Below are 20566 nucleotides of genomic sequence, written 5' to 3' on the forward strand. Positions count from 1 at the left end.
AAAGTCAGTCCACAAACAGCGTGGCGGGTTGTTCGAGCAGGCCGCGAATGGCCTGGATGAATTGCGCAGCGTCCATGCCGTCGACCACCCGGTGATCGAAGGAGCTGGAGAGGTTCATCATCTTGCGGATCACGATCTGGCCCTTGATCACCATCGGCCGTTCGACGATGCGGTTGACCCCGACAATCGCCACTTCCGGCAGGTTCAGCACCGGGGTGCTGACGATCCCGCCCAGGGCGCCGAGGCTGGTGAGGGTGATGGTGGAACCGGACAGTTCATCCCGGGCTGCCTTGCCGCTGCGGGCGGCCTTGGCCAGGCGCGAGATTTCCTCGGCGTTGCCCCACAGGCTGCGGGCTTCGGCGTGACGCACCACCGGCACCATCAGGCCGACGTCGCTCTGGGTGGCGACCCCGACATGCACCGCGCCGTGGCGGGTGATGACCTGGGCTTCGTCGTCGTAGCGCGCGTTGATCTGCGGGAAGTCGCGCAGGGCCACGACCATGGCCCGTACCAGGAACGGCAGCAGGGTCAGCTTGCCGCGGCTGGCACCGTGTTTTTCATTGAGGTGGATGCGCAGCTCTTCCAGGGCGGTGACGTCCACTTCCTCGACATAGCTGAAGTGTGCGGCGCGGTGCTTGGATTCCTGCATGCGCTGGGCGATCTTGCGGCGCATGCCAATCACCTGGATCTGCTCTTCGTCGTGGCGTTCGGCATAGCCTGTGCCCGGCGCCGAGTAGCCCTTGAGCGGCTGGCTGTCCTGGGCCAGGTAGGCCTCCAGGTCTTGGTGCAGGATGCGCCCGGCGGGGCCGCTGCCTTGCACCAGACGCAGCTGGATGCCCAGGTCCAGGGCGTGCTTGCGCACGGCTGGCGAGGCCAGGGGGCGTTCGTCGGCCTGGCGCGCCACCGGCGCCTGGGGAGCAGGGCGGCAGGCGGCTTGGCTGGCGACGGCTTGTTCCACCTTCGGTGCTTCGACCACTGGCGCGGCAGCCGGCTTATTAATAGCTGCCGGCGCTTGTTGCGCCGGCGCGGCGGCCTGGGCGGACTCCTTGAGGTTGCCCGCGCCTTCGACTTCGATGCTGATGAGGATGCTGCCCACCGCCATCACTTCACCGGGTTCGCCGCCCAGGGAAATGACCGTGCCGTGCACTGGCGAGGGAATGTCCACCATCGCCTTGTCGGTCATCACGTCCGCCAGGACCTGGTCTTCCACCACCTGATCGCCGACTTTTACGTGCCACTGCGCCAGTTCCACTTCCGCGATGCCTTCGCCGATGTCCGGCATCTTGATAACGTGCGTGCCCATTCAGACCTCCATGACCCGTTGCAGCGCCGCGCCCACTCGGGACGGCCCTGGGAAATATGCCCACTCCTGCGCGTGGGGATACGGCGTATCCCAACCGGTGACGCGCTCGATCGGGGCTTCCAGGTGGTGGAAGCAGTGTTCCTGCACCAGCGACACCAGCTCGGCGCCGAAACCGCAGGTGCGGGTCGCTTCGTGTACTACCACGCAACGGCCGGTCTTCTTCACCGACTTGACGATGGTGTCCAGGTCCAGCGGCCACAGGCTGCGCAGGTCGATGACCTCGGCGTCGATGCCGGTTTCCTCGGCCGCCACTTGCGACACATAGACGGTGGTGCCGTAGGTGAGGACGGTGACGTCCTTGCCTGGGCGGGCGATGGCTGCCACATCCAGCGGCACCTTGTAGTAGCCGTCCGGCACCTGGGCCGCCGGGTGTTTCGACCACGGAGTCACCGGGCGGTCGTGGTGGCCATCGAACGGGCCGTTGTACAGGCGCTTGGGTTCGAGAAAGATCACCGGGTCATCGTTTTCGATGGAGGCGATCAGCAGGCCCTTGGCGTCGTAGGGGTTGGACGGCATCACGGTGCGCAGGCCGCAGACCTGGGTGAACATCGCCTCGATGCTCTGGCTGTGGGTCTGGCCACCGTAGATGCCGCCACCGCAGGGCATGCGCAGGGTCATGGGCGCGGTGAACTGGCCGGCGGAGCGATAACGCAGACGCGCGGCTTCGGAAATGATCTGGTCCGAGGCTGGGTAGACGTAGTCGGCGAACTGGATTTCCGCCACCGGGCGCAGGCCGTAGGCGCCCATGCCGATGGCCGCGCCGACGATGCCGCTTTCCGAGATCGGTGCGTCGAACACCCGCGAGGTGCCGTACTTGGCCTGCAGGCCCTCGGTGCAGCGGAACACGCCGCCGAAGTAACCGACGTCCTGGCCGAACACCACCACGTTGTCGTCACGCTCGAGCATCACATCCATGGCCGAGCGCAGGGCCTGGATCATGGTCATGGTGGTGGTGGTCATGGCGGTTTCCAGCTGGATATTGTTGTTGTGATCGTTCATGTCAGACCCCCAGTTCCTGGCGTTGACGTTTCAGGTGCTCGGGCATGTCCTTGTAGACGTCCTCGAACATGGTCGCGGCGCTGGGAATCTGGCCGCCGGCGAGGGTGCCGTACTGCTCGGCTTCCTTCTGCGCGGCGATGACCTGGGCTTCGAGCTCGGCACTGACTGCGGCGTGTTCCTCTTCGGACCACTGGCCGATCTTGATCAGGTGCTGCTTGAGGCGGGCAATCGGATCGCCCAGGGGAAAGTGGCTCCAGTCGTCGGCCGGACGGTACTTCGACGGGTCGTCGGAAGTGGAGTGCGGGCCGGCGCGGTAGGTGACCCACTCGATCAGGGTCGGGCCGAGGTTGCGCCGGGCGCGTTCGGCGGCCCAGCGCGAGGCGGCGTAGACCGCGATGAAATCGTTGCCGTCGACCCGCAGGGAAGCGATGCCGCAGCCCACGCCGCGTCCGGCGAAGGTGGTGGCTTCACCGCCGGCAATGGCCTGGAAGGTGGAGATCGCCCACTGGTTGTTGACCACGTTGAGGATCACCGGCGCGCGATACACGTGGGCGAAGGTCAGGGCGGTGTGGAAGTCCGATTCGGCGGTGGCGCCGTCGCCGATCCAGGCCGAGGCGATCTTGGTATCGCCCTTGATGGCCGAGGCCATGCCCCAGCCCACGCCCTGCACGAACTGGGTCGCCAGGTTGCCGGAGATGGTGAAGAACCCGGATTCCTTCACCGAGTACATGATTGGCAGCTGGCGTCCCTTGAGCGGATCGCGCTCGTTGGACAGCAGTTGGCAGATCATTTCCACCAGCGGCACTTCCCGGGCCATCAGGATGCTTTGCTGGCGGTAGGTGGGGAAGCACATGTCGTCGATGTTCAGGGCCAGGGCCTGGGCGCTGCCGATGGCTTCTTCGCCCAGGCTCTGCATGTAGAAGGACATCTTCTTCTGGCGCTGGGCCACCACCATGCGGTTGTCGAAGATCCGCGTCTTGAGCATGGCGCGCATGCCCTTGCGCAGGATCTCCAGCGGCACGTCGTCAGCCCAGTCACCCAGGGCGTTGCCCTGATCGTCGAGCACACGGATCAGGCCGCGGGCCAGGTCGGCGCAGTCGGCAGGTTCGATATCGATGGGAGGTTTGCGGGCCAGGCCGGCGTCGTTCAGACGCAGGTAGGTGAAGTCGGTCTTGCAGCCGGGACGGCCCGAGGGTTCGGGAACGTGCAGGCGTAGCGGTGCATACGCTGTGGTCATGGCTTTCTACGCTCGATCTTGTGGATTTCTTGTAATTGGGCGCGCTAGCTGACAGTCATTCCCTGGGTAAGGGAAATCTTGTCCTACAAACATCATAGGCCGGGCGTAGAAGAATATTTATCTCTGTTTCATTGCGCTGGAAGTTATTTGCAGATAAAAAATCTGCATAAACATAAAAAACAGGTTGTTTTGTCTCATGCGCAAACTGGATCGTACCGACATCGGCATTCTCAACAGTCTTCAGGAGAATGCTCGCATCACCAACGCCGACCTCGCCCGTTCGGTGAACCTTTCGCCCACGCCGTGCTTCAACCGGGTCAAGGCCATGGAGGAGCTGGGGTTGATCCGCGAGCAGGTGACCCTGCTGGATGCCGACCTCTTGGGGCTGCACGTCAACGTGTTCATTCACGTCAGCCTGGAGAAGCAGGTGGAAGAGGCCTTGCAGCACTTCGAAGAGGCCATCGCCGACCGCCCGGAAGTCATGGAGTGCTACCTGATGGCCGGCGACCCGGACTACCTGATCCGCGTGCTGGTGCCCACCATCCAGTCCCTGGAACGCTTCATGATGGACTTTCTGACCAAGGTGCCCGGGGTGGCCAATATCCGCTCCAGCTTCGCCCTCAAGCAGGTGCGCTACAAGACCGCGCTGCCACTGCCAGCCAACGGCCTGACCCTGGGCACCTGAGGGTCAGGCGGGGACTCCGCTCCAGAGCCGATCCAGGTTCTTGAACTCCCAGTCTTCCGGGGCTTCGCGAGCGACGATGCGATCCTGGCCGTGGATCTTGGCCAGGTCGACCACGTTCTGTTCCAGTGGCAGGTTGGAGCGGGTGGAGAAGAACACCCGGACCTTGGGCGTCAGCAACGACTTGGGGTTTTGTTCGATCACCACCGCCAGGCGCCCGCTCTTCAGGCGCACCAGGGCCCCAACGGGGTAGATGCCCACGCTCTTGACGAAGGCCTGGAACACCCGCTGATCGAAATGACCTTTCCAGGTGGACATGCGCTGGATCGCTTCGGCCGGGTCCCAGCCACGGTTGTAGGGACGATTGGAGGTCACCGCGTCGTACACATCGCAGACCGCGCCCATCTGCGCGAACAGGCTGATCTGGTTGCCGGCCAGACGGTGCGGATAGCCGGAGCCGTCGGCCTTTTCGTGGTGATGCAGGCACACATCCAGAACCAGCGCATCCACATCGGGGCTTTGACGCAGGATCGCGCCACCGGCTTCGGGGTGCAGCTTGACCCGTTCGAACTCAGTGTCCGAGAGCTTTTGCGGCTTGTTGAGAATGCTGTCGGGGATGGTCAGCTTGCCCACGTCATGCAGCAATCCGGCAATGCCTGCCAGGCGGATATAGTCCTCCGACAAGCCCAATTGCCGCGCGGTGGCCAGCATCAGCGCACAGACCGCCACTGAATGCATGTAGGTGTAGTCATCGGCGTTCTTGAGCCGCGCCAGACTGATCAGCGCATCGGGATGACGCAGCAGCGACTGGCCGATCTGCAGCACCAGATCCTCGGCTTGCTGCATCTCCAGGGCCTGGCCCATGCGCACTTCCTGGAACATCGCCGTCACCGCCTTGCGCGAGTAGGCGCAGAGCTTTAGGGCGCGCTGCACTTCCTCATCCATGCTGGCCCGGGGCGTGGCAGCGGTGGCCGGCTGTGAGGTCGGCGGCAGGTCCGGCGTGGCGGTTGCACTGGCCTCGGGCAGGTCGCCACCTTTGCTGGTGTCGATCCACAGGCTGCTGAGGTTGGAGCTTCGCAGGCGTTGCAGGTCGGCATGGCTGTCAAGAACAAAGCCAGCCTTCCAGAAAGAGTGGTCCAGCCAGGAGCCACAGAACTGATGGATGTACATGCCCATCTGCAACTGATGGATCGAAATCAGTTTCAGCATCAACAACACTCCCTTTCAGGCCGTCGGCCATTGCCGGCCATCTGGCTCCTACAGACCCGTGTAGGAGCCGGATGGCCGGCTAACAGCGCCAGCGCTTTTCTCTACCTGACGTCTTACCGGGCCTGGGCCCGTCTCACAGGGAGAAGCGTGCCACCAGTTTGTTCAGGCTCACCGCCAGGGACGACAGTTCACTGCTGGCAATGGACGTCTGGCTGGCGGCAGACGAGCTTTGCAGCGACAAGTCGCGGATGCTCATCAGGTTCTGGTCCACCGAGCGTGCCACCTGGGCCTGTTCCTCCGAGGCGGTGGCGATCATCAGGTTGCGTTCGTTGATCTCGCTGATGGCCTGGGCGATATGGCCGATGGCGGCGCCGGCCTCGTGGGCGATGGCCAGGGTCTGGCTGGCATCCTCGCTGCTTTGCTGCATCGACAGCATGGCCTTGCTCGAACCGTTCTGGACGCCCTGGATCATCTGCTCGATCTCCTGGGTCGAGAGCTGGGTACGGTGGGCCAGGGCCCGCACTTCATCGGCCACTACAGCAAAGCCGCGGCCTTGCTCGCCGGCCCGAGCGGCCTCGATGGCCGCGTTGAGGGCCAGCAGGTTGGTCTGCTCGGCAATGGCGCGGATCACGTCCAGGACCTTGCTGATGTCCTGGGCCTGCTGGGCCAGGCCGGCCATTTCCACCCGGGTGTTTTCCACGGTGCCGGTGAGCTTCTCGATGGAGTGGATGGTCTGCTCGACCCGCTCCTTGCCCAGCCCGGCGGAGCGCTCGGATTCCTGGGTCGACTGCGAGGCGGACACCGCGTTGCGCGCCACTTCCTCCACCGCGGCGGTCATTTCGTTGACTGCGGTGGCGGCCTGATCGGTCTCCATGCTCTGTTGCTGGATGCCGGCGTTGGACTCGCGGGTAATGGCGCTCATTTCCTCGGCGGCGGAGGCCAGCTGGGTCGAGGAATCGGCAATTTGGCGGATGGTCGACTTCAGGTTGTCGAGCATGGACTGGGTGGATTTCTGCAGGTCGGTGAGTTCGTCCTGGCCGCTGACTTCCACTTGGGTTCGCAGGTCGCCCTCGGCGATTTTGCGCGTGGTGGCCAGCAGCGATTGCACCGGGCGGGTGATGCTGCGGGTGAACAGGGTGGCGATGAGCACGGTCAGGACAATCGCCAGGACGATGATCAGCGAGGTCAGGGTCAGGCCACTGTCAAACTGATGGTCGGCCAGGGTCGCCGAGTGCGCGGCACCGCTCTCGTTGATCGCGATCAGGGCTTCGATGGCGCTTTGCAAGGCATTGGCCAGGGGCACCGTGACCTGATTGATGTAGTCACTGCTCTGCTGTGGGGTGTTGGTCTTGCTGGCATCGATCAGCACCGCCAGCTTGTCCAGGTAGTCCTGGGCGCCGCGCTTGACCTGATCAAAGGCGGTTTTCTCTTCGGCGCTGGACACCAGCGGCTCGTAGTCCTTGACGGCCTGGGCCAGGGTGGCTTTCAGGCTACCCAGCTTGTCCAGGGATGCGCCTTTCTGGACTTCGCTTTCAGTGGCGTAGTGCAGGGCCTCCAGGCGCACACGCAAGGTGGAAGATTCGATTTTCGTGGCTTGCCTGACGCTGGGCAGCCAATTGCTTCGCAGGTCCAGTGCAGCATCGTGAATCTGTCCCATTCTCCACAGCGCCAGTCCCCCCAGACCGACCACTAGCACACAGATAGCGCCAAAACTCAGGAGCGCCCTGGACGTCAGTTTCAAGTTTCTTGTCACCATACAGGCACCTTGCAGGTTGGAGTGATACCGCCAATTTCTTTTCGACTCCTTGTCGCCCTGATAGCACTGTGACTCCAAAGAGATGAAAAATCTGTAGGGATGTAAAAATATTTCTTTGCGTCCAGCGGGCTTCAACCTAGCGTCGCCGCAAGGGCGGGCAACCCCGCGGCTTGACCTTTATCAACGCGCTTTTGGCGGTTTTGTAGCAAGCTTGGCGCCTCTCCAATTGCAAAGGAAAAGGCCCATGACTACGCCTCTGACACCGGCGCCCGCGGCCAAGGCAGTACTACCGATTGGATTGCTGATCGCCGTGCTGGCCATGATCGGGGTGCTGTTTCTGCCACTGCCCGCCGACCTGCCGGTGGCCGGCCAGCGGATGCTGGCGATCCTCGCCTTCGCGGTGGTGGTGTGGATCAGCGAAGCGGTGTCCTACGAGGCCAGCGCGATCATGATCACCGCACTGATGGCGTTCCTGATTGGCACCGCGCCGACCCTGCAGGACCCGACCCAGGTCTATGGCAGCTCGGCGGCCATCAGTCTGGCGCTGACCGGGTTCTCCAATTCGGCCCTGGCCCTGGTGGCCGGTGCCTTGTTCATCGCCGCCGCCATGACCCACACCGGCCTCGACCGGCGCATCGCCCTGGTGACCCTGACCCGGGTCGGCACCAGCACCCGGCGCATCCTCATCGGTGCCATTGCCGTGACCATCCTGCTCAGCCTGCTGGTGCCCAGCGCCACGGCCCGCAGTGCCTGCGTGGTGCCGATCATGATGGGGGTGATCGCCGCGTTCGGCGTCGACAAGCGCTCCAATATCGCCGCCGGGCTGATGATCGTGGTCGCCCAGGGCACCAGCATCTGGAACGTCGGCATCCAGACCGCCGCGGCGCAGAACCTGCTGACCGTGGGCTTCATGGACAAGATGCTCGGCCAGCGCGTGGCCTGGCTCGACTGGCTGATCGCCGGGGCGCCCTGGGCGCTGATCATGTCCCTGGTGCTGCTGTGGCTGGTGCTGAAACTGCTGCCGCCGGAAACCGACAGCATCCCCGGCGGCAAGGAAGCGGTGGCCCAGTCCCTGGTGGACATCGGGCCCATGACCGGGCCGCAGAAGCGCCTGCTGGCGGTGTCGCTGCTGCTGCTTTTGGCCTGGTCCACCGAAGGCAAGCTGCACCCCTTCGACACCACGACCACCACCTACGCCGGGCTGGTGATCCTGCTGCTGCCGCGGATCGGCATCATGACCTGGAAGGACGTGCAGTCGCGCATTCCCTGGGGCACGGTGATCGTCTTCGGGGTCGGCATCAGCCTCGGTTCGGCGCTGCTCAGCACCCAGGCCGGGCAATGGCTGGGCGGGCAGGTGGTGGCCCACACCGGCCTGGACCAGGTCGGGCCTTTGGCGGTGTTCGCGATTCTCGCGGCGTTCCTGATCCTCATTCACCTGGGGTTCGCCAGTGCCACGGCCCTGACCTCGGCCTTGCTGCCGATCCTGATTGCCGTGCTGCAAACCCTGCCGGGCGAGTTCAGCCGCCTGGGCATGACCATGCTCCTGGGCTTTGTCGTCAGCTACGGTTTCATCCTGCCGATCAACGCGCCGCAGAACATGGTCTGCCTGGGTACCGAGACCTTCAATGCCCGGCAGTTCGCCAAGGTCGGGCTGCTGGTGACGCTGATCGGCTACCTGTTGATGCTGGTGTTCGCCATGACCTGGTGGAAATGGCTGGGCTGGATGTAGAGCCCTTCACAGTGACCCGCTGAACACCCGGGTCACGCTGCCGGCCAGGCGCACCTTGCCCTGGCCGTCCCAGCTCACCGTCACCGGCCCGCCGTCGCACAGCACCTGCACCGGGCTGTCGAGCAAGCCACGACGGATGCCATTGACCGCCGCCGCGCAGGAACAGGAACCGGAGCCCAGGGGGATGGCGCCATGGCGCTCCCAGATGCGCAGGCGGATGGTCTGGCGGTCGATCACCTGGATGAAGTGCACATTGGTCTTGTGTGGAAACAGCGGGTCGCTCTCGATCGTGGGACCCAGGGCGGCAACGTCCAGTTGCTCCAGATCGTCGACGAAAAAACTGCAATGGGGGTTGCCCATGCTGCATGCCGCCGGTGTTCCTGGCAGCGGCAGGTGCAGGCTGTCCAGCTCTCGGGCCAGGGGGACGTCCCGCCAGTCGAACGATGGTCGGCCCATTTCCACGGACACCGACTGATCCTCAAGACGCAGGCAGTGCTGCAGGCCGCGGGCGGTTGTCAGCTGCACCGAGGTGGCACCGCTTTCCTCCATCAGCAGGTCGGCGGCGCCGCGGGTGGCGCTGCCGCAGGTGTTCAGGCTGGAACCATCGGCGTTGAAGAAGGTCAGTTGCGCCGCGCTCTCGTGGCAATCGCCGAGCACCACCAACTGATTGAAACCAATGCCGCGTCGGCGATCGCCCAGGGCCTTGGCCAGCTCGCGGGTGATCGGGTTGTCGCGGCCACGGGCATCGATCAGCACGAAGTCGTCGCCATTGGCGTGCATCTTGACAAAGTTCAGCGGCATGCGAGCTCCGATGGGCGAGGGCAGGCGGCGCCCGCTTCGACGGGCGCCAGCGAGGGCAGGATTGCGAAAAAACGCCACCGGCGCCAGCGCCTTAAAATAAAATTCATCCTGCAAGCCTGGGCATTGCCTGGACGGTGGGATTTTCCGGCACACTGCCGGAGCACCGCGAACATCGCCGGGCGCTGCAACAGCGACCGGCACAGCACAAGGTCACGGCATGGATCACTACGCCCCGCGCAACTGGCAGCCCCACGAAAAGCCCAGCTTGCCCGGTTCCCCCTCGACACCGCTGCACCCCGGCCACAAGCGCCTGGCCTATGCCCTGGTGGGCTTGCTGGTGGCGATCACCGGCGGCCTGGGCAACTCGCTGGTGATCGCCAACCTGCCGTACCTGCAAGGCGCGCTGGGGGCGACCACCGCGGAAATGGCCTGGCTGCCGGCCGCCTACGTGATGACCAATGTGTCGATGAACCTGCTGCTGGTGAAGTTTCGCCAGCAGTTCGGCCTGCGCGCCTTCACCGAAGTGTTCCTGGTGCTTTATGCCCTGGTGACCTTCGGCCACCTGTTCGTCAACGACCTGAGTTCGGCCATCGCCGTGCGCGCGGCCCATGGCATGGTCGGCGCCGCGCTCAGCTCCCTGGGGCTGTACTACATGGTCCAGGCCTTCCCGGCGAAATGGCGGCTCAAGGCCCTGGTGCTGGGGCTGGGCACCTCGCAGCTGGCCTTGCCCCTGGCCCGGCTGTTTTCCGAGGACCTGCTGCAGATCGCCGAATGGCGCGGCCTGTACCTGTTCGAACTGGGCCTGGCGCTGACCTCCCTGGGCTGCGTGTTCCTGCTCAAGCTGCCGCCGGGGGACCGTTTTCGCACCTTCGAGAAACTCGACTTCCTGACCTTCGCTTTGCTGGCCACAGGCGTTGCCCTGCTGTGCGCGGTGCTATCGCTGGGGCGCATCGACTGGTGGCTGGAAGCGCCGTGGATCGGCTACGCCAGTGCCGGCTCCATCGTGCTGATCCTGGCCGGGCTGTGCATCGAACATAACCGCAGCAACCCGATGCTGATGACCCGCTGGCTGGGCAGCGGGGCGATGATCCGCCTGGCCCTGGCGGTGATCCTGATTCGCATGGTGCTGTCGGAACAGTCCACCGGCGCCGTGGGCTTTCTCCAGGCGTTGAACATGAGCAGCGAGCAGATGCGCCTGCTCTACGGGGTGATGCTGCTGGGCAGCATCGCCGGGCTGGCCACCAGCGCGCTGACCATCAACCCGGCGCATCTGTTGATGCCGCTGGTCATTTCCCTGGCGCTGATGGCCGTGGGCTCGGTGATGGACAGTTTCTCCAGCAACCTCACGCGCCCGGCCAACATGTACCTCAGCCAGTTCCTCCTGGCCTTTGGCGGCACCTTCTTTCTCGGCCCGACCATGGTCCTGGGCACCCGCAATGTGCTGACCAACCCGCGCAATCTGGTCAGCTTCTCGGTGCTGTTCGGCATCTGCCAGAACCTCGGCGGGCTGATCGGCTCGGCCTTGCTCGGCACCTTCCAGATCGTGCGCGAGAAGTACCATTCCAGCCACATCGTCGAGCAATTGACCCTGCTCGATCCCCAGGTCCTGGCCCGGGTGCAGAGCGGCGCGGCGGCCTACGGCAAGGTCATCGCCGACCCGGACCTGCGCACCCTGCAAGGCATTCGCAGCCTGGCCAGTGCGGCCACCCGCGAGGCCAACGTGCTGGCTTATAACGATGTATTCATGCTGATCGCGGTGATTGCCGTACTCACCATGCTCTGGATATTCATCCGCAGCCTGTGGCTGATGAGCACGACCCGAGCGGTCGCGCCCGCGGCTCCCGTTCAACAAAGTGGTGCCCCAACTTCATGAGCGAAACCGTCAACCCCACCACCAATGCCATCGCCTCGACTCCCGAGCCCAACGGCCCGCCGAGTGTTCCGGCGACCGAGCCGCGCCCGCTGGCGGTGCGCATCCTCTCATCCCTGGGCTTTGCCGCCATCGCCATCGTCGGTGTGCTGATCGTGCTCTATGCCTGGCAGCTGCCGCCGTTTTCCAGCGCCATCGAAAGCACCGAGAACGCCCTGGTGCGCGGGCAGGTGACCATCATCGGCCCGCAGCTCAGCGGCTATGTGTTCGAGGTGCCGGTGCAGGACTTCCAGCAGGTCAAGGCCGGCGATCTGCTGGTGCGCCTCGACGACCGCATCTATCGCCAGCGCCTGGACCAGTCCCTGGCGCAACTGGCGGTGCAGAAGGCAGCCCTGGCCAATGCCCTGCAGCAACGCAACAGCGCCGAAGCCACGATCAAGCTGCGCCAGGCCGCTCTGGTCGACAGCCAGGCCCAGGCGCGCAAGAGCGCGGCCGACCTGCAACGCAACCAGGCACTGATTGCCGACGGTTCGGTGTCCCAGCGTGAGCTGGACGTGACCCGCGCGGCCAATGCCCAGACCGTCGCCGCCGTGGCCCAGGCCCAGGCGCAACTGGACATCGCCCGCCAGGACCTGCAGACGGTGATCGTCAACCGCGGCTCCCTGGAAGCGGCGGTGGCCAGCGCCGAAGCCGCGGTGGAGCTGGCGCGCATCGACCTGTCCAACACCCGCATCCTCGCGCCCCGCGACGGGCAACTGGGGCAGATCGGCGTGCGCCTGGGGGCTTACGTCAACTCCGGAGCCCAGCTCATGGCCCTGGTGCCGAACCAACTGTGGGTGATGGCCAACATGAAGGAAACCCAGATGGACAATGTGCGGGTCGGGCAGCCGGTGAGTTTTACCGTGGACGCCCTGAACCACCGCACCTTCAGCGGCAAGGTGCAGCGGATTTCCCCGGCTACCGGTTCCGAATTCGCCTTGTTGCAGGCCGACAACGCCACCGGCAACTTCGTCAAGATTGCCCAGCGCGTCCCGGTGCGGATCAGCGTCGACCCGGATCAGCCAGAGCTTGAGCGCCTGCGCCCCGGATTGTCGGTGGTGGTCAGCATCGACACCTCCGTCACGCCTTGATCCCTCTCGCCGCGGATCCTCTGTAGCCGCTGCCGCAGGCTGCGACCGGCTGCGCAGCAGACGCCAAGGATGGCGCCCCACCGCAATGCTCAAGACCAGGGGGGGAGGCCTTGAGATCGCTGAAGGTCCTGCGGACCTTTTCGCAGCCTGCGGCAGCGGCTACAGGGGCGCGGTGCGCGGGAGGTTATGCCGCCTGCATCGGCGGCAAGGTGCCCAGCAACGACACGGCGGCCACCGCCGCCACGCCCAGCAACCACTCCACCAGCACGCTGCTGCGCAGGCTCGACAGGCGCTGGTCGCAGCCGCGGATGCGCAGGCGGTTGAACAGCGCCAGCCCGAGCATGCCCGCCACCAGCAGCACCTTGATCAGCAGGATCAGGGCAAAGCCGCTGAACAATGGGCTTGGCCACCACTGTCCGGTGAGCACCCGGACGTTGATCAGGCCGGTGATCAGCAAGCCGCTTACCAGCCCGTAACCCACGCCGCTGAAGCGCTTTAACAAGGGTTCGACAGACAGGCTCGCGGGTTGGCGCAACACCAGCAACAACACCAGCAAACCCCCCAACCAGATGGCGACACAGCTTAAGTGCACGATCTGATTGAGGATCAGCATCTGCCCCTGCAGCCCATCAAGCATGGCGCCGTGACCCACCGGAGCCAGGGTTGCCAGGAGCAGGGCACCGAGCCCCAGTTGTAGTGACAGGTGTCGGCCCAGTGGGGTCAGCAGCAACCCCAGCAACAAGAGGTTGAGCAGCAGGTGCCAGGTCCAGATCTGGCCGAAGAAGGTCTTGCCCAGTACCAACCCCACAGTTGCCGGGTCCAGCGCCGCCGGCCAGGAGCCGGCCATGCTGGCGGTGATCAGCAGCAGCCAGCACAGGCCACTGCAAAGGCCGATCAGCGTCAACCAGCGGCTGAGCCGGTCGAGCTGTCGATGCACGGCGCCATGGCCGTTGTGCGCGGCATCTCGGCCCAGCAACAACGGGCGAAACACCCAGGCGCCGACCAGGGTCAACACCACCGCAAAGTGCACAAAGCGGCACAGCACCAGCCATGACGCCATGGCTTACGGGCTCACCTTGAAGCTGTAGCTGCCTTCGCTCTTGTGGGTGTCCACCGACACCGCGTGCCACTCCACCTTGTACTCGCCAGCGCGCAGCGGCGTGGCGGCGGGGGTGACCACCAGGGTTTTCTTGTCCGTACCTTCGGTGGCCAGGCTTTTCACTTCGAGGGGGGCACCGTCCTTGCTGATCGTCACTTGAGTGAAGGCCGCTTCCACGCCTTCGCTGAACATCAGGCGCAGTTCGTTGGGCGCAACCACGCTGCTGTTGGCCGCCGGGGTCGAGCCTTTCAGGTGGGCGTGGGCGAATACCGAGGAGGCGCCCAGCAGCGAGGCGAGCAGGGCGGTGGTGGTGAAGAGGTTTTTCAGTGACATGAGAGGGTTACCTTTATATAGAGGGCAGGGGCTCAACGATCGCGCAACTGCATGTGGATGATCGGAAACGGCCGGCCTTCGCCATCGGTTTCCGAGCGGCCGCAGTCGACGAAGCCGTAGTGACGGTAAAAGCCATGGGCCTGTGGGTTCTGTTCATTGACGTCGACCTTAAGGCCCGGACGGCGTACATGATCCAGCAGCCGGCGACCGATGCCCTGGCCGCGTTGGGCCGGTTCGATGAACAGCATCTGAACGGTGTCGTCGCTGGTGGCGATAAAACCGCCGGGGCTGGCGTCGGGGTTGTCCCAGACCCAGGTTTCAAGGGCCGGCAGGTAGCTGTCGCGTACCAGCGGGTACAGGCGCTGGATATCGTCTTCGGCAATAAAGTCATGGGTGGCGCGGACCGAACGCTCCCAGAGCGCGGTCAGCAGGGCGTCGTCCGCAGCGACGCGAGGGCGAATCTTCATGGGGGTATTCCATCGGTAACAGGACAGATGGCCGGCGATGGGGCAGGGCCGGCACTCGGGCAGAGACCTGTATGCCCGTGTCGCGAATTAACGCCTGGACGGAGCACCGCAGTGGCTGCTGCAAATGAGCGGGAGGCCGATCCTACCCAATACGTGCGGGCGGCGAAAGACCCATCCAGGCCCGCAATGTCGCAGGCCTGACAGCTCCCCGCAGGGCGCGGGCGGATGCTAGTCTTGCCGCAGACTGTTTTCGTAGGAGCCCTCATGGGCAATCACAAGATCGAGATTCGTCGCAGCAACGTGGAAAAGATCCTCCTGGCGGCCGAGAAAATCTTCGCCGAAAAAGGTTATGCCGGGACCGCCATGGCCGACATCGCCGAAGAAGTGCAACTGCCGCGCTCCAACCTGCATTACTACTTCAGTACCAAGAACGAGCTGTACAGCGCCGTGCTCATGGACCTGCTGGACCTGTGGAAGCAGGACGCCCTGTGCTTTGAAATGTTCGACGATCCGCGGGTGGTGCTCAGCAGCTACATCCGCGCCAAGATGCAGCATTCGCGCAGCCGGCCTTATGGCTCCAAGGTCTGGGCCAACGAGATCATCCATGGCGCGCCGACCCTGGGCGAGGCATTGGATGCCAGCCTGTACGACTGGGCGAAGATGAAGGAAGCGAAGATCCGCCAATGGGTCGAGGCTGGACGGATCCTGCCGGTGGAACCGTCGAGCCTGCTGTACATGATCTGGGCCTCGACCCAGCATTACGCCGACTTCGACCACCAGGTGATGATCCTCAATGACCACCAGCCGCTGTCGGACCTGCAATTCGAACGCGCGGTGCAGACTGTTACCAGCGTCATCCTGCGGGGCATCGGCCTGGAGCCCTGAGCAACACGCGAAGTTGCAATCCCTGTTGACCTCAAGAACGCCGCGAGCGTACCGCTCGTTCGCAGCCTGCGGCAGCGGCTACACGAAAACCCCCGACCCTCGCAATTCCTGTAGCCGCTGCCGAGCCTGCGAGGCTGCGAAAAGGCCCACAGGGCCTTGCTTGACGGTCTCCCGCCAATCCTTTGCTGGCCTCAATAACGCCGCGAGCGTACCGCTCGTTCGCAGTCTGCGGCAGCGGCTACAAGTGGTGCGGTGTTACACGGCTTCGCGGTAGGGGTTGCGCGGGTCGTGCAGCCAGTCGAGGAAGGGCTTGCCCGTGTCCTGGGGCACCATTTCGATGCAGTCCTGCACCGGGCAGGTGATCTGGCACAGGTTGCAGCCCACGCACTCGTCGTCGATCACTTCGTATTTATGGGTGCCGTCGGCCTGCCTGAGGCTGGCAATCGCTTGGTGCGAGGTGTCTTCGCAGGCGATATGGCAGCGGCCGCAACCAATGCACGCCTGCTGGTCGATCTTGGCGATCACCTGGTAGTTGATGTCCAGGTACTTCCAGTCGGTGGTGTTGCCCACCGCGCGCCCGGAGAAGTCCTGCAGGCTGTGGTAGCCCTGGCTGTCCATCCACCGCGACAGGCCGTCCTTCATCTCGTCGACGATGCGAAAGCCATGCAGCATCGCCGCCGTGCACACTTGCACCGCACCGCAGCCCAGGGCGACGAACTCCGCCGCATCGCGCCAGTTGCCGATGCCGCCAATGCCGCAGATCGGCAGGCCGCGGGTCTGCGGGTCACGGGCAATCTCGGCCACCATGTTCAGGGCAATCGGCTTGACCGCCGAGCCGCAATAACCGCCGTGGGTGCTCTGGCTGCCCACCATCGGGTGGGCCACCATGCGTTCCAGGTCGACGCTGGTGATGGAGTTGATGGTGTTGATCAGCGACACCGCATCGGCACCGCCGCGATGGGCGGCGCGGGCGGCCATGCGGATGTCGGTGATGTTCGGCGTCAGCTTGACGATCACCGGCAGCGAGCAATAAGTCTTGCACCAGCGAGTCACCTGTTCGACGTACTCCGGCACCTGACCCACCGCCGCGCCCATGCCCCTTTCCGGCATGCCATGGGGGCAGCCGAAGTTCAGCTCGATGCCGTCGCAACCGGTGGCTTCCACCAGGGGCAGGATGGCTTTCCAGGATTCCTCGACGCAGGGCACCATCAGCGACACGATCAAGGCGCGATCCGGCCAGTCCTTCTTCACCTGGGTGATTTCCTTGAGGTTGATCTCCAGGGAGCGGTCGGTGATCAGCTCGATGTTGTTGATGCCCATCACTTCCCGGTTCGGTCCGAAATGCGCGGAATAACGGGACGAGACGTTGACTGCCGCCGGGTCCTCACCCAGGGTTTTCCAGACCACACCACCCCAGCCGGCCTCGAACGCGCGGACCACGTTGTAGGCCTTGTCGGTGGGCGGCGCGGAGGCCAGCCAGAACGGATTGGGGGCTTTGATACCGGCGAAGACAATCGACAAATCGGCCATTTACGCAGCCTCCACATTGAGCATGAGTTGGGCATGCATGGCTTCTGCGGCCAGCTTGCCGTGTTGCACTGCCTGCACGGTCAGGTCCTGGCCGAGGCTGACGCAATCGCCGCCGGCGTAGACCCCGGGAATGCTGGTGCGCAGCTGTTCGTCCACCTGGATACGTTCCCCGCAACGCTGCAGTTCCCGCGCCAGTGGATCGGCCAGGGCGCCGCCGTCGAACGACTGGCCGATGGCCTTGAAGATCGCGTCGGCCGCCAGCTCGAAGGTTTCCCCGGTGTGTTGCAAACGGCCTTCGTGCATGTGGGTGCGGGCGAAGCGCATGCCGCGCACCCGGCCCTGGTCATCCAGCAGCACGTCTTGCGGTGCGGCCCAGGTCAGCAGGCGTACCTGATTGGCCTTGGCGATCTCCTGCTCGTGCGCGGTGGCGCCCATGTCCTCGACGCCCCGGCGGTACACCAGATTGACGTCCCGGGCGCCGAGGCGGGCCATTTGCACGGCCATGTCGATAGCGGTGTTGCCGGCGCCGAGGACGATGCAGCGGTCGGCCAGCGGCAACTGGCTGAGGTCGTCGGCCTGACGCAGTTCGCGGATGTAGTCGGTGGCGGCCAGCAGCCCGGGGGCGTCTTCATGTTCCAGCCCCAGCTGTTTGCTGGCGGCCAGCCCGAGGCCAAGGAACACCGTGTCGAACTCCTGATGCAGTTGGCTTAGGCTCAGGTTGGCGCCGAGTTTGTGCCCGTGGCGGATCTCGATGCCACCAATCCCCAGCAGGAACTCCAGCTCTTGCTGAGCGAAGTCATCCACCAGCTTGTACTTGGCGATTCCATATTCGTTGAGGCCGCCGGCTTTCTCCCGGGCTTCGAAAATCACCACGTCGTGGCCGTGCAGGGCGCTGCGGTGGGCGCAGGACAAACCCGCCGGGCCGGCGCCGACCACGGCGATGCGCTTGCCAGTGGGTGCGGCGCGCTGGAACGGGTGCTCGGTGAAGTGCGCGTTGTCCAGGGCATAGCGTTGCAGCAGGCCGATCAGCACCGGCGCGCACTCCTGGGCGTTGTTGCGCACGCAGGCCTGCTGGCAGAGGATTTCGGTGGGGCAGACCCTTGCGCAACTGCCGCCGAGGATATTGGCCGAGAGAATCTTCTGCGCCGCGCCCTGGACGTTGTCGGTGTGGATATTGCGGATGAACAAAGGAATGTCGATCTCGCTGGGGCAGGCGTTGACGCAGGGCGCGTCGTAGCAATACAGGCAGCGCGAGGCTTCCAGATGGGCCTGGCGGGCGTTGAGCGGCGGCGCCAGATCGCTGAAATGGCCGGCCAGGGTGGCGCCGTCCAGGGTCGGGTGGGGCAAGTGGTTCAAGGTCTTGATCACGGTTTTGGCCTCACGGTTTTTCATCTGCCTCTGACGGGCATGGGTGTTCACGAAACTGCTATCTGTCCTGCCGTCCTGTAGCCGCTGCCGAGCCTGCGAGGCTGCGAAAACGCCCGCAGGGCCTTGCTTGACGGTCTCCTGCCAATCCTCTGCTGGCCTCACGAGCGCCGCGAGCGTACCGCTCGTTCGCAGCCTGCGGCAGCGGCTACACGAAACCACCTGTTCCCCGCACTCCCTGTAGCCGCTGCCGAGCCTGCGAGGCTGCGAAAAGGCCCGCAGGGCCTTGCTTGGCGATCTCCTGCCAGCCCTCTAGTGGCCTCAAGAACGCCGCGAGCGTACCGCTCGTTCGCAGCCTGCGGCAGCGGCTACACAGAGCGTGGATTGGCATTGGGGCCTTGCGTGGTGTTCTTGCGCCGGGATCAGCGTTTGACGGCGGTTGGCTTGTGCTGCTCGGCGCGCTTGCTCAACAGGTCGAACACTGCCGGGTAGGCCGGGCGTTCGATGTAGCGCCCGGCGCCGCGTTCGGCTCGCAGGTCGCCGTCGGCCCACACCAGCTTGCCCTGGCTGATGGTGTGGCTGGGCACGCCGCGCACGGTCTTGCCTTCGAAGATGTTGAAGTCCACCTGCTGGTGGTGGGTCTTGGCGGAGATGGTGCGGCTGCCTTGCGGGTCCCAGAGCACCAGGTCGGCATCGGCGCCGACGCGGATCGCGCCCTTGCGCGGGTAGAGGTTGAAGATCTTCGCGGTGTGGGTGGAGGTCAGGGCCACGAACTCCTGCATCGACAGGCGTCCGCTGTTGACCCCTTCATCCCAGAGCACGGCCATGCGGTCCTCGATGCCGGCGGTGCCGTTGGGGATCTTGCTGAAATCATCGCGGCCGGCGGCTTTCTGCTCGGCGCAGAAGCAGCAGTGGTCGGTGGCGGTGGTGTGCAGGTTGCCCGATTGCAGGCCGTGCCACAGCGCTTCCTGGTGGCCACGAGGGCGGAAGGGTGGGCTCATCACGTAACCGGCGGCGGTCTGCCAGTCCGGTTCGCGGTACACGCTGTCGTCCAGCAGCAGGTGGCCGGCCAGCACTTCACCGTAGACCGGTTGGCCCTTGCTGCGGGCGTAGGTGATTTCGTCCAGCGCCTCTTTGGTCGAGACGTGCACCAGATACAGCGGCGTGCCCAGGGTTTGGGCGATACGGATCGCCCGGCTGGCGGCTTCGCCTTCCACTTGCGAGGGCCGCGACAGCGGGTGGGCTTCTGGCCCGGTGATGCCCTGGGCCAGCAACTTGCGCTGCAGGTGGTACACCAGCTCGCCGTTTTCCGCGTGCACCGTGGGCACCGCGCCCAGTTCCAGGCAGCGCTCGAAGCTGGCCACCAGGGTGTCGTCGGCGGCCATGATGGCGTTCTTGTAGGCCATGAAGTGCTTGAAACTGTTGATGCCGTGGTGCTGTACCAGCTCGGCCATTTCCTCGCGCACCTGCTCGCTCCACCAGGTGATGGCCACGTGGAAGCCGTAGTCGCTGGCGGATTTCTCGGCCCAGCCGCGCCACTGGTGGAAGGCCTCCAGCAACGACTGCTGCGGGTTGGGAATCACGAAGTCGATGATCGAGGTGGTGCCCCCCGCCAGGCCCGCCGCGGTGCCGCTGAAGAAGTCTTCGCTGGCCACGGTGCCCATGAAGGGCAGTTGCATGTGGGTATGGGGATCGATGCCGCCAGGCATCAAGTATTGGCCGCTGCCGTCGAGCACTTCACAGCCGGCGGGAATATCCAGATTGTTGCCGATGGCGCGAATTAGACCGCCTGCGCAGAGTACATCGGCTTTGTAACTTTCATCATGGGTAATAACGGTGGCGCCACGGATCAACAGAGACATTCCGAGTTCCTCGCAGGCATGACCGACTGGTGCCGGTTCTAACTTTTTTATTGAACGCACTGACAACTTAATAATCCTGTCAGCGGTGTCAGGATTAGAAGCTAGCCGGAGTTTAAAGAAACAGCAAGAATATTTTATATAAGCTTATATTCACTTTAACTTGTTGAAAAATAACAATAAAAAACACAAATCCGCAAAATGGTGCGGCTCATCACCATTTTGACGCACTTGACAGGATCGAAAAATAGT

The 20566-nt window shown here is 64.3% G+C and carries 17 protein-coding genes; 5 read left to right on the forward strand and 12 right to left on the reverse strand.

From position 1 onward, the window contains the following. Nucleotides 1–4: 4 nt before the first annotated feature. From LOY69_RS12975 to LOY69_RS12985, 3 genes are read right to left on the reverse strand one after another with little or no spacing between them, the layout of a single operon-like run. Complete coding sequence (locus tag LOY69_RS12975) at nt 5–1303, reverse strand: dihydrolipoamide acetyltransferase family protein (protein WP_047303845.1); 1299 nt, start codon at nt 1301–1303, stop codon at nt 5–7. Further along, nucleotides 1304–2362: an alpha-ketoacid dehydrogenase subunit beta gene (locus LOY69_RS12980; protein ID WP_047303847.1), complete on the reverse strand. Its 1059-nt coding sequence runs from the start codon at nt 2360–2362 to the stop codon at nt 1304–1306. It abuts the gene before it with no gap. 1 nt (nt 2363) lies between these two features. Further along, nucleotides 2364–3599: a 3-methyl-2-oxobutanoate dehydrogenase (2-methylpropanoyl-transferring) subunit alpha gene (locus LOY69_RS12985; protein WP_102864402.1), complete on the reverse strand. Its 1236-nt coding sequence runs from the start codon at nt 3597–3599 to the stop codon at nt 2364–2366. A gap of 196 nt (nt 3600–3795) precedes the next feature. Between LOY69_RS12985 and bkdR the strand changes: the two genes are divergently transcribed. Next, nucleotides 3796–4284 carry a Bkd operon transcriptional regulator BkdR gene (gene bkdR, locus LOY69_RS12990; RefSeq protein ID WP_060838848.1) on the forward strand — a complete coding sequence of 163 codons (489 nt, stop codon included), beginning with the start codon at nt 3796–3798 and terminating at the stop codon, nt 4282–4284. A 3-nt stretch (nt 4285–4287) separates the two neighbouring features. Here the strand turns inward: bkdR and LOY69_RS12995 are convergent, their stop codons facing one another. Together LOY69_RS12995 and LOY69_RS13000 are read right to left on the reverse strand one after the other, a co-directional pair. Further along, on the reverse strand, nt 4288–5490 hold the full coding sequence (locus tag LOY69_RS12995; RefSeq protein WP_265074686.1) for an HD-GYP domain-containing protein: 1203 nt from the start codon (nt 5488–5490) through the stop codon (nt 4288–4290). Between the two features lie 133 nt (nt 5491–5623). Continuing rightward, nucleotides 5624–7246: a methyl-accepting chemotaxis protein gene (locus tag LOY69_RS13000; protein WP_265074687.1), complete on the reverse strand. Its 1623-nt coding sequence runs from the start codon at nt 7244–7246 to the stop codon at nt 5624–5626. A gap of 244 nt (nt 7247–7490) precedes the next feature. On the opposite strand from LOY69_RS13000, the gene LOY69_RS13005 reads away from it, so the two are divergent. Beyond that, nucleotides 7491–8975 carry an anion permease gene (locus LOY69_RS13005; protein WP_265074688.1) on the forward strand — a complete coding sequence of 495 codons (1485 nt, stop codon included), beginning with the start codon at nt 7491–7493 and terminating at the stop codon, nt 8973–8975. A 6-nt stretch (nt 8976–8981) separates the two neighbouring features. Here LOY69_RS13005 and dapF read toward each other — a convergent pair whose 3' ends face one another. After that, a complete protein-coding gene (dapF, locus tag LOY69_RS13010; protein WP_265074689.1) occupies nt 8982–9776 on the reverse strand; it encodes a diaminopimelate epimerase in 795 nt (264 codons plus the stop codon). Nucleotides 9777–9993: 217 nt separating this feature from the next. Here dapF and LOY69_RS13015 point away from each other — a divergent pair, with 217 nt between their 5' ends. Together LOY69_RS13015 and LOY69_RS13020 are read left to right on the forward strand one after the other, a co-directional pair. Continuing rightward, nucleotides 9994–11649, forward strand: coding sequence for an MFS transporter (locus LOY69_RS13015; protein ID WP_110653438.1), 1656 nt, complete (start codon nt 9994–9996; stop codon nt 11647–11649). Then, the gene (locus tag LOY69_RS13020; protein WP_102879792.1) at nt 11646–12776 is read left to right on the forward strand and encodes an HlyD family secretion protein; all 1131 of its coding nucleotides are present in this window, start codon (nt 11646–11648) and stop codon (nt 12774–12776) included. The genes LOY69_RS13015 and LOY69_RS13020 overlap by 4 nt, the downstream gene beginning before the upstream one ends. A 184-nt stretch (nt 12777–12960) precedes the next feature. On the opposite strand, the gene copD is transcribed toward LOY69_RS13020, so the two are convergent. The 3 genes from copD to LOY69_RS13035 are packed head-to-tail and all read right to left on the reverse strand — an operon-like array spanning nt 12961 to nt 14675. Continuing rightward, entirely contained in the window at nt 12961–13836 is an 876-nt protein-coding gene (gene copD / locus LOY69_RS13025) for a copper homeostasis membrane protein CopD (RefSeq protein WP_265074690.1), read from the reverse strand. A 3-nt stretch (nt 13837–13839) separates the two neighbouring features. Beyond that, complete coding sequence (gene copC / locus LOY69_RS13030) at nt 13840–14208, reverse strand: copper homeostasis periplasmic binding protein CopC (protein WP_265074691.1); 369 nt, start codon at nt 14206–14208, stop codon at nt 13840–13842. Nucleotides 14209–14240: 32 nt separating this feature from the next. Further along, nucleotides 14241–14675: a GNAT family N-acetyltransferase gene (locus tag LOY69_RS13035; RefSeq protein ID WP_102879789.1), complete on the reverse strand. Its 435-nt coding sequence runs from the start codon at nt 14673–14675 to the stop codon at nt 14241–14243. 264 nt (nt 14676–14939) lie between these two features. Between LOY69_RS13035 and LOY69_RS13040 the strand changes: the two genes are divergently transcribed. After that, a complete protein-coding gene (locus LOY69_RS13040; protein ID WP_102879788.1) occupies nt 14940–15560 on the forward strand; it encodes a TetR/AcrR family transcriptional regulator in 621 nt (206 codons plus the stop codon). Nucleotides 15561–15815: 255 nt separating this feature from the next. On the opposite strand, the gene preA is transcribed toward LOY69_RS13040, so the two are convergent. The 3 genes from preA to hydA form a co-directional block, all read right to left on the reverse strand. Further along, entirely contained in the window at nt 15816–17090 is a 1275-nt protein-coding gene (preA, locus tag LOY69_RS13045) for an NAD-dependent dihydropyrimidine dehydrogenase subunit PreA (protein ID WP_265074692.1), read from the reverse strand. Continuing rightward, nucleotides 17091–18458, reverse strand: a complete 1368-nt coding sequence (locus tag LOY69_RS13050; RefSeq protein WP_265074890.1) for an NAD(P)-dependent oxidoreductase — start codon at nt 18456–18458, stop codon at nt 17091–17093. It abuts the gene before it with no gap. A gap of 419 nt (nt 18459–18877) precedes the next feature. Beyond that, nucleotides 18878–20317: a dihydropyrimidinase gene (gene hydA / locus LOY69_RS13055; RefSeq protein ID WP_265074693.1), complete on the reverse strand. Its 1440-nt coding sequence runs from the start codon at nt 20315–20317 to the stop codon at nt 18878–18880. Nucleotides 20318–20566: the final 249 nt, after the last annotated feature.

Origin of the sequence: Pseudomonas sp. B21-059 (assembly GCF_026016285.1) — a bacterium.
Taxonomy (GTDB): Bacteria; Pseudomonadota; Gammaproteobacteria; order Pseudomonadales; family Pseudomonadaceae; genus Aquipseudomonas; species Aquipseudomonas danubii.

What these genes read in the sequence shown, in the direction of transcription:
- copD (WP_265074690.1), bottom strand. Translation starts at nt 13,836, where the DNA reads ATGGCGTCATGGCTGGTGCTGTGCCGCTTTGTGCACTTTGCGGTGGTG.
- LOY69_RS12975 (WP_047303845.1), bottom strand. Translation starts at nt 1,303, where the DNA reads ATGGGCACGCACGTTATCAAGATGCCGGACATCGGCGAAGGCATCGCG.
- dapF (WP_265074689.1), bottom strand. Translation starts at nt 9,776, where the DNA reads ATGCCGCTGAACTTTGTCAAGATGCACGCCAATGGCGACGACTTCGTG.
- LOY69_RS13035 (WP_102879789.1), bottom strand. Translation starts at nt 14,675, where the DNA reads ATGAAGATTCGCCCTCGCGTCGCTGCGGACGACGCCCTGCTGACCGCG.
- LOY69_RS13020 (WP_102879792.1), top strand. Translation starts at nt 11,646, where the DNA reads ATGAGCGAAACCGTCAACCCCACCACCAATGCCATCGCCTCGACTCCC.
- LOY69_RS13005 (WP_265074688.1), top strand. Translation starts at nt 7,491, where the DNA reads ATGACTACGCCTCTGACACCGGCGCCCGCGGCCAAGGCAGTACTACCG.
- LOY69_RS13015 (WP_110653438.1), top strand. Translation starts at nt 9,994, where the DNA reads ATGGATCACTACGCCCCGCGCAACTGGCAGCCCCACGAAAAGCCCAGC.
- copC (WP_265074691.1), bottom strand. Translation starts at nt 14,208, where the DNA reads ATGTCACTGAAAAACCTCTTCACCACCACCGCCCTGCTCGCCTCGCTG.
- LOY69_RS12985 (WP_102864402.1), bottom strand. Translation starts at nt 3,599, where the DNA reads ATGACCACAGCGTATGCACCGCTACGCCTGCACGTTCCCGAACCCTCG.
- bkdR (WP_060838848.1), top strand. Translation starts at nt 3,796, where the DNA reads ATGCGCAAACTGGATCGTACCGACATCGGCATTCTCAACAGTCTTCAG.
- LOY69_RS12995 (WP_265074686.1), bottom strand. Translation starts at nt 5,490, where the DNA reads ATGCTGAAACTGATTTCGATCCATCAGTTGCAGATGGGCATGTACATC.
- LOY69_RS12980 (WP_047303847.1), bottom strand. Translation starts at nt 2,362, where the DNA reads ATGAACGATCACAACAACAATATCCAGCTGGAAACCGCCATGACCACC.
- LOY69_RS13040 (WP_102879788.1), top strand. Translation starts at nt 14,940, where the DNA reads ATGGGCAATCACAAGATCGAGATTCGTCGCAGCAACGTGGAAAAGATC.
- hydA (WP_265074693.1), bottom strand. Translation starts at nt 20,317, where the DNA reads ATGTCTCTGTTGATCCGTGGCGCCACCGTTATTACCCATGATGAAAGT.
- LOY69_RS13000 (WP_265074687.1), bottom strand. Translation starts at nt 7,246, where the DNA reads ATGGTGACAAGAAACTTGAAACTGACGTCCAGGGCGCTCCTGAGTTTT.
- preA (WP_265074692.1), bottom strand. Translation starts at nt 17,090, where the DNA reads ATGGCCGATTTGTCGATTGTCTTCGCCGGTATCAAAGCCCCCAATCCG.